The organism is Streptomyces thermovulgaris, assembly GCF_002155915.1.
GTDB classification, from domain to species: Bacteria; Actinomycetota; Actinomycetes; order Streptomycetales; family Streptomycetaceae; genus Streptomyces; species Streptomyces thermovulgaris.
Window position 1 is genome coordinate 1 of the sequence record NZ_MUME01000125.1, and the last position, 15,290, is coordinate 15,290.

Annotated in this window: 10 protein-coding genes; 3 read left to right on the forward strand and 7 right to left on the reverse strand. The window is 72.4% G+C overall.

The window, feature by feature from the left end:
• On the reverse strand, positions 1-1,657 hold a 1,657-nt coding region (locus CCN35_RS12580), incomplete at its 3' end, for a SpoIIE family protein phosphatase (RefSeq protein ID WP_086792635.1).
• A gap of 265 nt (positions 1,658-1,922) precedes the next feature.
• On the opposite strand from CCN35_RS12580, the gene CCN35_RS12585 reads away from it, so the two are divergent.
• Together CCN35_RS12585 and CCN35_RS12590 are read left to right on the forward strand one after the other, a co-directional pair.
• A complete protein-coding gene (locus tag CCN35_RS12585) occupies positions 1,923-3,344 on the forward strand; it encodes a lipase maturation factor family protein (RefSeq protein WP_086792637.1) in 1,422 nt (473 codons plus the stop codon).
• A 111-nt stretch (positions 3,345-3,455) separates the two neighbouring features.
• Positions 3,456-4,796 (forward strand): amidase, encoded by a 1,341-nt coding sequence (locus CCN35_RS12590; RefSeq protein WP_067388502.1) that lies wholly within the window; start codon positions 3,456-3,458, stop codon positions 4,794-4,796.
• A 271-nt stretch (positions 4,797-5,067) separates the two neighbouring features.
• Here CCN35_RS12590 and CCN35_RS12595 read toward each other — a convergent pair whose 3' ends face one another.
• Together CCN35_RS12595 and CCN35_RS27705 are read right to left on the reverse strand one after the other, a co-directional pair.
• On the reverse strand, positions 5,068-5,550 hold the full coding sequence (locus tag CCN35_RS12595) for a GNAT family N-acetyltransferase (RefSeq protein ID WP_067388500.1): 483 nt from the start codon (positions 5,548-5,550) through the stop codon (positions 5,068-5,070).
• Between the two features lie 71 nt (positions 5,551-5,621).
• Positions 5,622-5,795, reverse strand: coding sequence for a hypothetical protein (locus CCN35_RS27705; RefSeq protein WP_107470372.1), 174 nt, complete (start codon positions 5,793-5,795; stop codon positions 5,622-5,624).
• Between the two features lie 436 nt (positions 5,796-6,231).
• On the opposite strand from CCN35_RS27705, the gene CCN35_RS12600 reads away from it, so the two are divergent.
• The gene (locus CCN35_RS12600; RefSeq protein ID WP_236560518.1) at positions 6,232-6,777 is read left to right on the forward strand and encodes a hypothetical protein; all 546 of its coding nucleotides are present in this window, start codon (positions 6,232-6,234) and stop codon (positions 6,775-6,777) included.
• Between the two features lie 57 nt (positions 6,778-6,834).
• On the opposite strand, the gene CCN35_RS12605 is transcribed toward CCN35_RS12600, so the two are convergent.
• From CCN35_RS12605 to CCN35_RS12620, 4 genes are all read right to left on the reverse strand, one after another.
• Positions 6,835-8,310, reverse strand: a complete 1,476-nt coding sequence (locus CCN35_RS12605; RefSeq protein WP_067388498.1) for an SDR family NAD(P)-dependent oxidoreductase — start codon at positions 8,308-8,310, stop codon at positions 6,835-6,837.
• Between the two features lie 102 nt (positions 8,311-8,412).
• Positions 8,413-9,777, reverse strand: a complete 1,365-nt coding sequence (locus CCN35_RS12610) for a wax ester/triacylglycerol synthase family O-acyltransferase (protein WP_067388497.1) — start codon at positions 9,775-9,777, stop codon at positions 8,413-8,415.
• A 154-nt stretch (positions 9,778-9,931) separates the two neighbouring features.
• Positions 9,932-12,274, reverse strand: coding sequence for a GH92 family glycosyl hydrolase (locus CCN35_RS12615; RefSeq protein ID WP_086792640.1), 2,343 nt, complete (start codon positions 12,272-12,274; stop codon positions 9,932-9,934).
• 52 nt (positions 12,275-12,326) lie between these two features.
• Positions 12,327-14,939 carry a PA14 domain-containing protein gene (locus CCN35_RS12620; RefSeq protein WP_086792642.1) on the reverse strand — a complete coding sequence of 871 codons (2,613 nt, stop codon included), beginning with the start codon at positions 14,937-14,939 and terminating at the stop codon, positions 12,327-12,329.
• Positions 14,940-15,290: the final 351 nt, after the last annotated feature.

Below are 15,290 nucleotides of genomic sequence, written 5' to 3' on the forward strand. Positions count from 1 at the left end.
CCAGCAGGGCCACGTCGTCGTCGCTGCCGCGCTCCTCGGCCAGGTCGATGAGCCGGTCGGCGAGCTGCTCCGCGTCCTCCGGCCCCCGGGCGACGGACTCGATGAGGGCGTGCATGCCGTCGTCGAGGTCGGTGCCGGGCCGCTCGACCAGACCGTCGGTGCACAGCACCAGGGACTGCCCGGGGCCCAGCTCCATGGTGCCGACCGGGTACTCCAGGCTGCCGAACTCGGCGGACAGGCCCAGCGGCAGACCGCCGTCGACGACGACCCGCCGGCAGCTGCCGTCCCTGCGCACCAGCGGGTCGATGTGCCCGGCGCGGACCAGCTGGACGACGCCGGTGGACAGGTCGGCCTCCGCGTACAGGCAGGTGGCGAAGCGGTCGGTGTCGAGTTCGTGCAGGAAGACGGAGGAGCGGGCCATCACGGTGGCCGGTGCGTGGCCCTCGGCGGCGTAGGCGCGCAGCACGATGCGCAGCTGGCCCATGATGGCGGCGGCGTGCGTGTCGTGGCCCTGCACATCGCCGATGACGGCGCCGACCCGGTCGCCGGGCAGCGGGATGAGGTCGTACCAGTCGCCGCCGATCTCCCGGCCGAGGGAGCCGCACGCATGGCCGGAGCGGTAGCGGACGGCGACGTCGGCGCCGGGCACGCTGGGGATGGTGCGCGGCAGCATGGCCTGCTGCAGGCCCTGGGCGAGGTCCTTCTCCCGCTCGAAGAGCATGGCCCGCTGCAGGCTCTGGGCGATGCTGCTGCCGAGGCTGATGAGCAGGTCGCGTTCCTCCGGCGAGAAGCCGCGCCGGTCGCCGTAGAGCAGGCCCATGCCGCCGATCGGGCGGGCGTGGGCGATCAGCGGCAGATAGGCGGCGGAGGTGATGCCCAGGCCGGCGAGGTGCGGCCACAGGACGGGGTAGCGCTCGGCGAAGTCCTCCGGGGACTCGATGAAGCAGGGGGCGAGGGTGCGTACGGCCTCGCTCATCGGGTAGGGCTCGTCGATCCGGGTGACGCGGGTGCCGGGCACCGAGGTGTCCTCGGGCTCCTGGGCGACGAGCCGGATGCGGTCGGCCTCCACCAGGCCGAGGACCAGACTCCTGGCCCCGAGGAGGGCCAGGCCGTGGGCGTCCTTGACGACGTCGATGACGTCCTGGACGGTGTGCGCACGGGCGAGGGCGGTGGTGGCGGCCTCCACCACGTTGGTCCACTCGCGCCGGGCGGTGTCCCGGGGGGCGCTCTCACGGCGGGCGGCGCTCTCGTCGAGTTCCTCGGTGGCGTCCCGGACGATCCCGATGATTCTGCGCGGGCGGCCCGTGTCGTCACGGCGGATGTAGCCCTGGACATAGGTCCAGCGGAAGGTGCCGCTGCGGCGGCGCACCCGGACATAGCCCCCGTAGTTCTCGCGGCCGTCCTTCATCGTCCGGGCCACCAGCGAGTCCAGGCGCTCGCGGTCGGACCGCAGCAGCCGGTCGCCCAGGAGATCCGGGCGGCCGTCGTACTCCTCGGGGGTGACGTCGAAAATCCGGTGCGCCTGGGCGTCCATGTGCACCAGACCGGCGTCCAGGTCCCAGTCGAAGCTGCCCATGCGGTTGAGCGCCAGGATGGGGTCCGGATGGGCCGGCCAGTCCTCCGAGAGGGACAGGGAGGACGCTCCCTGTTCGGCCATGGGCGACACCTTGCCAGGTTCTGTCGGATTTTTCGAGCCGGGGACGGGGTAGCCGGGGTCCGGCACCATTATGTGCCGCACCTGTTTCCCCCTCGCCCGCCGAGAGCAGCCGGACGGGCGAGGCCCCGGACCGCGGCCGGGGCCCGGCCGTCCCGCGCCGGGACGTGCCGGGCCGCGGGCCGGGAAAGCCGGAAAAGCAGAGAAAACCGAGAAAGCAGAGAAAACCGAGAAAGCCGAGAAAGCCGAGAAAGCGGAGCGCACGGCCGTGGAGTGGTTCACCGCATCCGAGTACTGGCTGAGCCGCCTGGTCTTCCAACGGGCGCTGGCCGCGGTGTACCTGGTCGCGTTCCTGACGGCGGCCCTGCAGTTCCGGGCGCTGCTCGGCGAGCGCGGCATGCTGCCGATCCCCCGTTTCGTCGAGCAGGTGCCGTTCGGGCGGGCGCCGAGCCTGTTCCATCTGCACTACTCCGACCGGTTCTACGCCGCGGTCGCGTGGACCGGGTGCGCGGTGTCGGCGGCGCTGCTGGCGGGAGCGGACTCCTGGCTGCCGCTGTGGGGCGGGATGCTGCTGTGGCTGGTGCCCTGGGCGCTGTATCTGTCGATCGTCAACGTCGGGCAGACCTGGTACGCCTTCGGCTGGGAGTCGCTGCTGCTGGAGACCGGGTTTTTGGCGGTCTTCCTCGGCAACGACGAGGTGGCCCCGCCCGTGGTGGTGCTGTTCCTGCTGCGCTGGCTCCTCTTCCGCGTCGAGTTCGGCGCCGGGCTGATCAAGATGCGCGGCGACGAGTGCTGGCGGAGGCTGACCTGTCTGCACCACCACCACGAGACGCAGCCGATGCCGGGTCCGCTGAGCTGGTTCTTCCACCATCTGCCCGGGCCCCTGCACAAGGCCGAGGTGGCCGCCAACCACGTCACGCAGCTGGTGGTGCCGTTTCTGCTGTTCGCCCCGCAGCCGGTCGCCACGGCCGCGGCCGCGCTGATGATCGTCACCCAGCTGTGGCTGGTGCTGTCCGGGAACTTCTCCTGGCTGAACTGGCTCACGATCGCGCTGGCGCTGTCGGCCGTCCGGTTCCCGGGGAACCCGCCGTCCCTGCCGGCGGCGCCCCTGTGGTACGAGGTCGTGGTGCTCGCCGCCGCCGCGCTGGTGGTGTTCCTCAGCCACCGCCCCGTGATGAACATGGTCTCCCGCCGTCAGGTCATGAACCGCTCCTTCGACCCGCTGCACCTGGTCAACACCTACGGCGCGTTCGGCAGCGTCAGCCGTGTCCGCCACGAGGTGGTGCTCGAGGGCACGCTGGACGACGCACCGGGCGAGGACGCGGACTGGCGGGAGTACGAGTTCCGGGGCAAGCCCGGTGATCCCCGGCGCTGGCCCCGCCAGTTCGCGCCCTACCATCTGCGGCTGGACTGGATGATGTGGTTCGCGGCGCTGTCCCCGGCGTACGCCGGCGTCTGGTTCGGCGCACTGGTGGAACGGCTTCTGCGGAACGACCGCGACACCCTGAAGCTGCTGCGCCGTTCCCCCTTCCCGCCCGACAGGCCACCGCGCTACGTCCGTGCCCGCCTGTTCCGCTACCGCTACACCAGCCTGCGGGAGCTGCGCGCGACGGGCGCCTGCTGGGACCGCACCTTTGTGCGGGAGTACCTGCCGCCGACCCGGCTGCCCGAAACCGCGCGGCGGGCGTGACCAAACCCGCCGCACCGCGGCGGACCTCTCGACGCGGAACGCGTCCCCGGGCAGAGTTCTCCGTACGTACTCGCCAGTACGCCCCTGTCCGTCCCCTTCCGAGGAGCGCTCGTGACCAACTGGGTGGGCCGCAGTGCCGCCGAGATCGCCGCCGCCGTACGTGAGAAGCGGGCCACGCCCGGTGAGGTGGTGGCCGAGCACCTCGCCCGCATCGAACGGCTCGACGGCCGCGTCGGCGCCTTCCGCACCGTCCGCGCCAAGGCCGCGCTCGCCGAGGCCGACGAGGTGGGAGCCCGCAGCGACCTGGCCGAACTGCCGCTCGCGGGCGTGCCGGTGGCCGTCAAGGACAACCTGGCGGTGCGCGGCGAGTCCTGCCGCGTGGGATCGGCCGCGACCCCGGACGCCCCCGCCGAGCAGGACCATGTCACGGTGGCCCGGCTGCGGGCGGCGGGTGCGGTGGTCGTCGGGCTGACGAACGTGCCCGAGCTGTGCGTCTTCGGCACCACGGAGGGGGTGTACGGCACCGCCCGCAACCCGTGGGACCTCACCCGGACGGCGGGCGGCTCCTCGGGCGGCAGCGCGGCGGCGGTCGCGGCCGGCATGGTCCCGGTCGCCCTGGGCAACGACGGCATGGGCTCACTGCGCATCCCGGCCGCCGTCTGCGGCCTGGTCACCATCAAACCGGGCCACGGGGTGGTGCCGGCGGGCATCGGCGAGGGCGACTGGTTCGGCCTGTCCGAGAACGGCCCGCTCGCCACGACCGTCGAGGACGTCCGGCTGGTGCTCTCCGTCCTGGCGGGCACCGGGGCCGTGCGCCCGCGGGAGACGGCTCCGCGCACGATCGCCGTGTCCCTGCGCAGCCCGCTCGCCGGGGCCTTTGTCAGCAGGCCGTACGCCGTCGCGGCCAGGGACGCGGCACGGCTGCTCGCCGGGGCCGGTCACCGGGTCCGCCGCGCGGACCCGCCGTACCCGAGGTCGTTGGGGGTCACGGCTCTGCGGTACTGGTCGGCGGGCACGGCCGTGGACGCGGCCGGGCTGGACCCGCGGCGGCTGGCCCGGCGCACCCGGGTGCACGCCGCCATCGGCCGGCGGTTCCTGAACGGGGTGCGCACAAGCACGGACCGGGAGCGGCTGCGCCGGCGGCTGGAGCCGTTCTTCGCCGAGCACGACGTGCTGCTCACCCCGGCGCTGGCCCGCCGCTCCCCGCAGGCCGGGCCCTGGCACGAGCGGGGCTGGCTGCGCAATGTCCTGGCCAACAGCAGCTATTCGCCGATGACGCCGCCGTGGAACCTGACCGGGTGGCCCGCGATGGCCGTGCCGTTCGGCACGCTGCCCTCCGGCGCCCCCTGCGCCGTGCAGCTGGTGGGCCGTCCGGGCTCGGAGGCGGATCTGCTGGACCTGGCGGAGCAGCTCGAGACCCTGCGCCCGTGGCGGCGGACGGCTGGTCTGTGAGCCTTGAGGCGTGTGCCCGAACCCGGGACGTCCCCGGAGCGCCGGCGCTTGGGCCGACGCCGGCACGAACGGACCGGAGGAGTCGCTCCGTTCCGGTGGACACGGACGGGTTTGTGCCGCATCAGGGGGTTCGCGGCAGGGGCCTGTGATCGGATCGGCTCCGGCCCGCCCTGCCGGCAGCCCGCGGGGGACGGCCGCCCGGGCCCGCTGGTCGAAGCACTCCACGGCCGCCCGCCCGGTCCGCGGGCGGGCGGCCTGGTCCATGCCGCGTTCAGAGCGCCTTGTACATGATGTGCAGCCCGACCGGGCCGTGCCGGGGGTGCTCGAACGCCTCCGGCACCGTGCCGACGATCCGGAAGCCGAGGGAGGTCCACAGCTTGACGGCCGGGTTGGTCTCCACGACGGCGTTGAAGACCATGCCCCGGTAGCCGGCGGCCTTGGCGGCCGCGAGGACGTGCTCGGCGAGGGCCCGGCCGATGCCCTGGCCGGACCGGTCGGGGTCGACCATGAAGCCCGCGTTGGCGATGCGGGCGGCGGGGCCGCCGTAGTTGGGCGTGAGATAGGCGGAGCCGACGACCGTTCCCGTGTCGTCCTCGGCGACATACACCTGTTTGACCGGATTCATCCACAGCTCCCGGGCCTCCTCCTCGGAGGTGTCCGGGTCCCAGCTGTAGGTCTCGGCGGCGGCGACGATCCGGTGCCAGAAGGGCCAGATGTGCGGCCAGTCGTCAGCCGTTGCTTCCCTGATCAGCATGGGTGCGAGTCTCGCACACTCATGCGATCTCGCACACCCATGCGATCAGGAACACGGTGCTGCCTGCCGGGTCAGTCCACGCTGCGCAGGATGTGCGGCTCGGTGAGGTCGTCCTCGTAACCCGCCAGGCGGATCGGAGCGGACCGGGCCCACACGTCGAGGCTGCCGAGGTCCCCGGGCTTCCGGCCGGTGCGCTCCGTGCGTTCCGTGGGCCATTCGTCGGAATTCGTCTTCTCCGGTGTCACCGCGCACTCCTTATGTGTCGGTCACCCTCGGGGCATCCGGCCGTTCTCGCGGCGGCGCCTGACGCCCGTTCGGGTCTGGCTTCATCGGCATCTCGGACGCGGTGGCGCCGGCAACTGAGGTCCGGGCAGGCCGTTGTGCACCTGCTCACCCCGGGACGGACCATGGGTGTGGATGGACCCCTGTGTGCTGCCCGTCCCTTCCAGATTAACCAAATGAGCGGCCCCCTGCTCGATAGCGCCGTAAAGAGCGGGTAACCATCCGAAGTCAGGTGTGTTGGTTCGACCGTTTACAAGCCGGTTTGTCACATCATGGACGTCACGGGATTCATCCCTGCGGGTTACGCGGACCACGGCTACGGGACAGTAGGGACCGTCGGCCGGACCGCGGGCCCGTCCCCCGACCCACCACGACGGCCGTCTCGCGGAGGACCGACGTATGGAGCTGCGCAGCGTCGAGGCGCTGATGGACCTGCTGTACGCCTGCCGGGGCACCGTCACCGCACCGGACGGTTGCGGCGGCGGTGTCGACGCGCACGAGCACGCGCTGCGCACCGCCGCCCTGCTGCGCCGACGCCACCCGGCCGACAAGGAGCTCCAGGTGGCGGGCCTGGTCCAGGGCATCGGCCACATGCTGGGAACGGGCGCCCGCAGGGACGCGAAGGAGTCGGCGGCCCTCGCCGCCGAGGCGGTCCGCGGCCTGCTCGGCGAGCGCGTCTCCCGCCTGGTGCGGCAGCACACGGCGGCCCCCGGTCATCTGCTCGACGAGGACGCCCTGTCCCTGCGCCAGGCGGCCGAGGAGGCCCGCACCCACGCCCTCGGCGCCGGTGTCCTGGAGGACTGGCGCACGGTCCTGGAGCTGGTCGCGGCGCGCAACTCCCGGCCGGACGAGTCGGGCTGGCGCGACGTCAGGGACGTCTGGTACGAGCGGTGCCGGCTGCGGCCCGACCGGCGCGCACATCCCGCGCAGACCGTGCACCGGTGACCGCCGCCCCGCCGGACGGGGCGGTGCGGCGGGAGCGCCGCCGCCGGGGTTTTTCGCTCACCACTTGCCGGGGGCGTAGTCCTTGAGGAAGACGCCGTACAGGTCCTCGCCCGCCTCGCCGCGCACGATCGGGTCGTAGACACGGGCGGCGCCGTCGACCAGGTCGAGCGGGGCGTGGAAACCGGCCTTGGCCAGGCGGACCTTGTCGGGGTGCGGCCGCTCGTCGGTGATCCAGCCGGTGTCGACGGCCGTCATCAGGATGCGGTCCTTCTCGAACATCTCCTGGGCGCTGGTGCGCGTGAGCATGTTCAGGGCGGCCTTGGCCATGTTGGTGTGCGGATGGCCGGCGCCCTTGTAGCCGCGGTTGAAGACGCCCTCCATGGCGGAGACGTTCACGATGTAGGTGCGGCGGGCGGGCGAGGCCGCCAGCGCCGAGCGCAGCCGGCTGATCAGGATGAAGGGCGCCGTCGAGTTGCACAGCTGGACCTCCAGCAGCTCGACCGGGCTGACCTCCTCCACCGTCTGCACCCAGCTGTTGGTGTCGTGCAGGTCGGGCACCAGGCCGCCCGCGTCGATGGCGGTGCCGGCCTCGATCCGCTCCAGGGACGCCGAGCCGGAGACCAGGGCCAGGTCGGTGACCTCCTGGGCGGTCAGCGCGGCGGCGCCCGCCACCGGCAGCGCGGCGACCGCGCCGGAGTCGAAGGTGCCGATCACCTCGGAGGCGGGCAGCTCACCGGCCGGCAGCGGGGCCGACTCGGCGGCGATCAGCTCGCGGTAGGCCTGCGGGGAGCGCCGTACGGTCTGGGCGGCGTTGTTGATCAGGATGTCCAGCGGGCCCTCGGCCGCGACCGAGTCGGCGAGGGCGACCACCTGGGCCGGGTCGCGCAGGTCGATGCCGACGATCTTCAGCCGGTGGATCCACTCGTCGCTGTCGGGCTGGGCCTTGAAGCGGCGGATGGCGTCCTTCGGGAAACGCGTCGTGATCGTGGTGTGCGCCCCGTCGCGCAGCAGCTTGAGGGCGATGTACATGCCGATCTTGGCACGGCCGCCGGTGAGCAGGGCACGCCGCCCGGTCAGGTCGGTGCGGGCGTTTCTGCGGGCGCGGTTCTCGGCGGCGCACGGCGGGCAGAGCTGGTGGTAGAAGTAGTCGACCTCGACGTAGCGGGTCTTGCAGATGTAGCAGGAGCGCGGGCGCTGGAGTATGCCCGCGATCCTCCCCGGCTCGACCTTGGACGAGGGCAGGATGCCCGCGGTCTCGTCGTCGATCCGCTGGGCCGAGCCGGTGGCCGTGGCTTCCGTGATCGCCCGGTCGTGCGCGGTCTTGGCGGCCCGGCGCTCCTGGCGGCGGCGGCGCTTGACCATGCGGTAGATGTGCGAGGTGGCCCGGCGCACCCGGATCGCGTCCGGGTGGTCGACCTCGAGCCGGTCGAGCTCCTCGAGCACGCTCAGGCACACGGCGAGACGCTCGGGGTCGATGCCGGGTCCGTACGCCGCCTCGTCCGTGGTCGCCGAGCCGTCGTCTGTCACCGTCATCCCGCTGCCGTTCCCTGATCACCCGTGCGGCGCTCCGCGTCGCGCCGCTTTCGAACGGGGGATTGTACGGCAGCTCCGGGCGCCGGGGGAAAACGGCGGCGGTCAGGGCCCGCAGACCGTGATCAGGGTCTCCACCTCCTCGGTCACGGCGCGGGCCAGCAGACCGAGGTCCGGGACGGCCTTGGCGTCGGCGACGAAGCCGTAGTGGACCTGGCCGCGGTAGGTCGAGATCGCGATCGCCAGGGACTGGCCGCGGGCCAGCGGGGCGAAGGGGTAGACGGCGGTGAGCGGGTGGCCGCCGAGCTTCAGACCGACCCCGGGCAGCGGCACGCTGGTGACCAGGATGTCGAACCAGAGCCGGGCCGCCTGGCCGACCAGCGGTCCGCCGAGCCGGTGGCCGAGGGCCGGTACATGGTCGGCGAGCAGCGCGACGGCGCCCGCGCCCCGGTCGGGGCCGGCGTCCTTGTTGCGGTCCATGGCGCTGCGGACGGCGTCGAGGCGGGCCAGCGGGTCCGGGACGCCGACGGGGAGTTCCATCAGATAGCCGGAGAGCCGGTTGCCCTGGGGATAGGCGGTGCGCGGCCGGCGCCGGGAGACCGGGATCAGGGCGCGGGGTGCGACGCCCTTGCTGGAGTCGCCGCGCTCCTCGAGCCAGCGCCGCAGGGCACCGGCGACGACCGCGATCAGCACGTCGTTGACGGTGCCGCCGACGGCCTTGCGCACCAGGTGCACGTCGTCGATGTCGACGACCGCCCCGGCGGTGCGGCGGGTTCCGGTGGGCTCGGCGACAAGGGCCGGTGTGGAGCGGGTGGTGAGGGAGGAGCGGGCGACGGAGGCGCCGATGTCCAGGGCCCGGCCCAGGTCGGACAGGGCGTTGCGCAGCGCGCCGGGCAGCTTGCGCACATCGGGCAGCAGTCCCCGCTTCGGCTCGGGCGGCCGGGGCCGCGGGGTGGGCAGGTCCATCGGGTCGAGCACGGCCGCGGCGAGGGTCAGGGCGCGCAGTCCGTCGGCGAGGGCGTGGTGGAACTTGAACAGCACGGCGAAGGAGACGCCGTCCTCGCCCGGCAGCACATGGGCCTCCCACGGCGGACGGTCGCGCTGCAGCGGGCGTTGCATCAGCCGGCCGGCCATGGCGTGGAAGCCGGCGACCGGGGCGTGCAGCCGGACGTGGTTGAGCGGGTCGAAGTCGGGGTCGGGCTCACGGGCGGCGCCGCCGAAGAAATTGAACGGCTGGCGCAGGCCGTGGGCGAGGGGTCTGCGCAGGTCGAGCGGCCGCCACACGTCCCGGATGCGCATGCGCAGACCGGGCACGCCGGCCGCGCGGGCGGCCAGCAGGTCGGCCGCGTGCGCCCCTGCGGTGGGCGAGTGGGCCGAGAAGATCCCGAGTGCGCCGAGGTGCATCGGGTGGTCGGCGGACTCGATGTTCCAGAACGCCAGGTCGAGGGGAGCGAGCAGGTCGGGGGTCAATGGCTTGCCTCGCGTCGACGGTGGATGAGTCTGCAGTCAACCGCCCTTGAATGATGACGGTCAAGTACGATCAAGCTACGCACAGTTAACATCAGGTTAAGTCCCGTTCCGGGAGAAAGCAGCGGGACGCAGGGGCCTTCGGTGCGTGTCGCCGTCATCGCAGCACGGGCGGCGCGGCCTGCCGGGACGTCCCCCACGCCGATGGGCGCGGGCCCACGGTGTGGTGCAGGGTGCCGAGACGGCGCAGTGCGTCGGTGGTCAGATACGTCCGGTCGTACGTCACTCCGTCGGCAGTGACCGTCTGGATGTAGCGGTTCGTCCGCGAGGTGCCCGGCGCCGTGATGGTGAGGCCGCCGCGCGGGTGGTGGCGCCGGTCCAGCCGGAGGTCGACGCGTTCGAAGACCGGTGTGGACAGCCCCCAGGTGGGGTGGCCGGGCTGGACGGGGAACAGTCCGATGGAGGACAGCACGTGCCAGGCGGACATGGTGCCGAGGTCGTCGTTGCCGGTCAGTCCGTCCGGCTCGTCGGTGAACAGGGTCAGCGCGGCGTGCACCACGTCGGCCGTCTTCCAGGGCTGTCCCGTGGACAGATAGGTGTACGGCGCGGCGAGGTCCGGCTCGTTGAGCGGGTTGTAGGTGGCGGCGCCGTAGAAGGCGTACGGCTTGTTCACCCACACCTCGCGGGCGGTGCGCTCCGGGTCCCGCAGGAGCCGGTCGTAGGCGAAGAACGCGTCGAGACGGTCGTTGGCGGCCCGTCTGCCGCCGATGAGCTCGATCAGGCCGGGCAGGTCCTGCGGCACGAGCCACTGGTACTGCCAGGCCGTTCCCTCGTGGAAGCCCACGCTCCGCGCCGGGTCCGCCGGTCCGGTGAAGGCACCGGAGGCGTCACGGGCGCGGAAGAAGCCGGTCGACGGGTCGAACAGACGGCGGTAGGAGCGGGAGCGGGCGGCGTACCGTGCGGCGTCCTCGTGGTGGCCGAGGGCGCGGGCCATCTGGGCGAGCATCGCGTCCGACAGGGCGTACTCCAGGGTCGCCGAGGCCCCGAAGGCGTGGTCGGAGTGGCCGGGCTTCGGCAGCCGGTGCCCCTTGACGTACGGGACGAAGCCGCGGGTCAGATAGTCCGGGTTGGCGTTGCGGCCCAGGGCCGGGGAGCCGGCGGGCGGCACCCCGTCGGCGTTGCGTCTCAAGGCGCGGTACGCCCGCTCCTCGTAGCCCTTGAGCAGGCCCTGGTGGAAGGCGGTGGTCAGATAGGGGGTGACGGGGTCGCCCGTCATGACGTTCGTCTCGACGGTGGCATGGCCCCACTTGGGCAGCCAGCCGCTCTCCTCCGCGACCTTGACCACGGAGACCGCCATGTCCCGTGCCTCGTCCGGCGCCAGCAGGGCGAGGAGCTGGGCCTGGGTGCGGTAGGTGTCCCACAGCGACCAGTTCTGGTAGTAGGTGAAGCCCTCGGCCCGGTGGACGCGCCGGTCCCAGCCGGTGTAGCGGCCGTCGGCGTCGCTGCCGGTGTTGGGCGCGAGGAAGGAGCGGTACAGCGCCGAGTAGAAGGTGCGGCGCAGCGCGGTGCTTCCGCCGTGCACCCGCACGGTCTGCAGCCGGTCCGCCCAGGCGCGCCGGGCGGCGGCGCGCACGGCGTCGAAGGAACGGCCGCCCTCGGCGCGCAGATTGCCCGCCGCACCGGCCGCGTCCACGTAGGACAGCGCGGTCGTCGCCTCCACGGTGCGGTCACGGGTGGTGTCGAAGCGGAGGTACGCTCCCCCGCGCCCCTTTCTCGCCCCCTCGGTGACGGTGGTGCCGTCCCAGGTGCCGTGGGCGGTGAAGGGCCGGTCGAAACGGGTGATCGTGTGGACCGTGTACGGTTCGGTGTCCTCGCAGAAGCCGCGGCCGGTGATCGTGGCCCGTACGGTGCGGTCGTCCAGGATCTCCACCTCGGAGGAGACCGTCCGGTGCAGCGCCTGGCCGGCGTTGAGCAGGACGTTGGCCTGGTCGGTGGCGGGGAAGGTGTACCGCTGCACACCGGTGCGGGTGGTCGCCGTCAGCTCGGCCCGGACGCCGTTGCCGAGGACGACCCGGTAGTAGCCGGGGCCGGCCCGTTCGTCCTCGTGCCGGAAGGGGACGGCGTACTGCGCATAGTCCGTCCGGGTGACGTCCCCGACGGTCGGCAGCACCGGCAGGTCGCCGCCGATGCGGCAGCCGGCGCCGGAGAGATGGATCAGGGAGAAGCCGCGGATGCGGTGGTGGGCGTAGTTGTAGCCGGCGAAGTGACCGGTGTCCGGCGAGAGTTGCACCATGCCGAAGGGCACGGTCGCGCCGGGGAAGGTGTTGCCCTCGTTCGCGGTGCCGATGAACGGATCGACCAGGTCGACCGGATCGGCCGGGGCGGCCGGACCGGCGGGCCGGGCGTCGTGCGTCTCGGCGGCCCGTACGGGGGCGGGGGCGGCGGTCAGCACGGATGCCGCCACCGCCCCCGCCAGGCACAGGCGCAGGATCCTTCGCATGCGGGGTGACCTCCCGGGAAGACGTCGCTCCCCGCATGATCGGGTCTGCGGGTCAGCCGGCCGGGCACCCCGCGGGTGTCGCGCGCGACGCATCGCGGATCAGCGCCTTCTGAGCGTCCCTCACCCGCGCCACGTCCGGCTTGAGCACCTTGCGGTCGTAGGTCAGCAGGCCGTTGAGCTCGCCCTCGACATCGCTGATCTGGGTGTAGACCGCACCGTTGCTGCCGCGGCAGACGAGCGCGCGCACCTCGTCCAGCTTGGTGAGGTAGTCGTCGGTGTACGTCTCCGGGTTCACGTCGATGTAGCTCTGCTGCACCGACCAGGCGTGTCCCGGCACGGCCAGGCCGAGTCCGCCGTACTCACCGCTGACCAGGGCCCTTCTGCCGTCCGGGCGGGGCGGCAGCGCGGGGCTCGGGTACCCGTGCTCGTCCAGGATGTCGCCGGCGCCGCCGTCGACGCCCAGGTTGATCCCGGACATGCCGTTGACCAGCCGGGTCGGGTCCCACTGCTTGGCCTGCTCGGCGATGCGGGCCTCGTCGTACTGGCCCCAGCCCTCGTTGAAGGTGACCCACATGACGACCGACGGGTGGTTGTAGTGCTCGTCGATCATCTCCTTCATCTCGCGTTCGAACTGCGCCCGGGAGGCGGCGGACGGACGCACGCCGGGGGTCATGGAGGGCATGTCCTGCCACACCATCAGGCCCAGCCGGTCGGTCCAGTAGAACCAGCGGTCGGGCTCGACCTTGATGTGCTTGCGCACGGAGTTGAAGCCGAGCTGCTTGTGCACCTTCAGGTCGTGTGCCAGGGCCGCGTCGGTGGGCGCGGTGTGCAGGCCGTCGGGCCAGAAGCCCTGGTCGAGGGTGGCCATCAGGAAGACGGGCTTGCCGTTGAGGAGCGTACGGGGGACGCCGTTCACCTTCTCCACGGCGACCGAGCGCATCCCGAAGTAGCTGCCGACGCGGTCGGTGCCCACGGTCACCTTCAGGCCGTACAGGAACGGGTCGTCGGGCGTCCACAGGCGCGGGTTGCGCAGGGTGAGGGTGAGCGGGCTGCCGGTGCGTCCGTGCGCGACGGCCACCGGGCGCTTGCCGTCGTAGGCCGTCGCCGTGATCGGCAGGCCGGCGCGGACGCCCCTGGCCTCCACGGTGAGGCGGCCCTTCTCGACGTCGGGGGTGAGCTTGAGGGAGTCGACGTGGTCGCGGGCGACCGGCTCCATCCAGACGGTCTGCCAGATGCCCGAGCTGGGGGTGTACCAGATGCCGCTCGGGTTCAGGCTCTGCTTGCCCAGCGGCGGGTTCTCGCCGTCGCGCGCGTCGGTCGGGTCGTACACGCCGACGATCAGTTCCTGGGTGCGGCCCGGCTTGAGGGCGTCGGTGATGTCGGCGCTGAACTTGTCGTAGCCGCCCCGGTGTTCGGCGACCTTGACGCCGTTGACGTAGACGACGGCCTCCCAGTCGACGGCACCGAAGTTGAGCCGCAGCCGCTTGCCGTGTCCGATGCCCCAGTCGGCCGGGACGGTGAAGGTGCGGCGGTACCACATGCGGTCCTCGTGCCGCTGAAGACCGGAGAGCTGGGACTCCACGGGGTAGGGGACGAGGATCCGCTCGGGCAGGTTCCTGCCCACGGGCGGCTGCTCACCGGCCCGCGCCGGGGCGAACTGCCAGCGGCCGTTGAGGTTCCTCCACTGAGGGCGGGTCAGCTGCGGGCGCGGGTACTCGGGCAGGACGTCGTCCGGGTCCACCTGGTCGGCCCACGGCGTGCGCAGCTCATAGGTGGAGCGGTTCGGGCCGCTGCTCCAGAAGGAACCGATCGGGGTGCCGTCGGCCCGGGCGAGACCGCCCTTGCCGTCGTAGCGGATGTCGGCGGTGCCGCGGGCGGTGCCGGTCTTGTTGCCGACGACCGGTTCCTTCAGGGTGACCAGCAGGGCGCGCGGGTCGGCCGGGTCCTGCCGGACGTCGCCCAGCGGCCAGGCGGCGCCGCCGATCACGGCCTGGAAGTGGTCGGTGAGACCGGTGGGCGGGGCGGCGAGCTTCTGGGCGAAGTCGAGTTTCAGGGTGCGGCCGTCGCCGAGGACGGTGGCCGCGATGGCGCCGTCGTAGGTGGAGCCCTCGGGCAGGCGGAAGGCGGACTGCGGGACGGGCTTCTTGGTGCCGCCGGGCTCGGTCCAGCGGACGTGCAGGTTGGAACCGCCGTAGTGCTCGAAGTACTCGAGCTTGAAGTCGTGGGCCCGGCCGGCGGTCAGCTCCACGGGGGCGGAGGTCTGTTCGCGGTCCCACTCGTCGACCCAGTAGTCGATGACGAGCCGTCCGTCGATCCAGAGGCGGAAGCCGTTGTCACCGATGATCGAGAAGGTGTGGGCGCCGGTCTTCTCCGGGACGATCCGGCCGGTCCAGCGGACGCTGACGTGGTCCGACTGCCCGGTGGCGAACGCCAGACGGGGTTCGAGGTTGTCGAAGTCCAGGTTCGGGTCGAACCCGGTGGCCTTGAGCTCGTGGAAGTCGAAGGTGCCGGGGGCGGAATGGGTGTAGTACTCGCCCTTCAGGCCGTGGATCTCCACCGGGTCGTCGTCGGGTGCCGCGGCCGCGGTGGGCGCCGCGGTGAGTGCGGCGAAGCCGAGCACCGCGGCGAGCAGCAACGCGAGTCGGTTTCTGAGGCGGGTGCGCACAATCCTCCTCGAAGGGGAAGGAAACTGGCGGCTCTTGTTGAGTGAGGAAGTTCGATCATGTTTGTTTCAGTGCGGAAATAACGTTGTCACGAACGACAGCCGACAGGACAGAACGAATCCCGCCATCCATCCGGGGACTTGACGGAAAAGGGCGCATGGCGCGGCGGCCGGCAGCCGGTGCCCGCACCACGCTCGCACCCGCGGGACGGACCGCTCCCGCGCCGCCCCGGGCGGGCAGGACGTACCGGGCCGGGAAGGCACGGCGCGCCCTACCCGGCCGCCTCTCCCCCGCCGCCCTTCGTCCGGGCCGCCGGCCGCCTCCCGGGACGCCCGGACACGGCCTGCGAGGAG

Bases quoted from the DNA above. Each gene is read 5' to 3' on its own strand.
- CCN35_RS12595 (WP_067388500.1), bottom strand. From the start codon at position 5,550: ATGCTGATCAGGGAAGCAACGGCTGACGACTGGCCGCACATCTGGCCC.
- CCN35_RS12600 (WP_236560518.1), top strand. From the start codon at position 6,232: ATGGAGCTGCGCAGCGTCGAGGCGCTGATGGACCTGCTGTACGCCTGC.
- CCN35_RS12605 (WP_067388498.1), bottom strand. From the start codon at position 8,310: ATGACGGTGACAGACGACGGCTCGGCGACCACGGACGAGGCGGCGTAC.
- CCN35_RS12615 (WP_086792640.1), bottom strand. From the start codon at position 12,274: ATGCGAAGGATCCTGCGCCTGTGCCTGGCGGGGGCGGTGGCGGCATCC.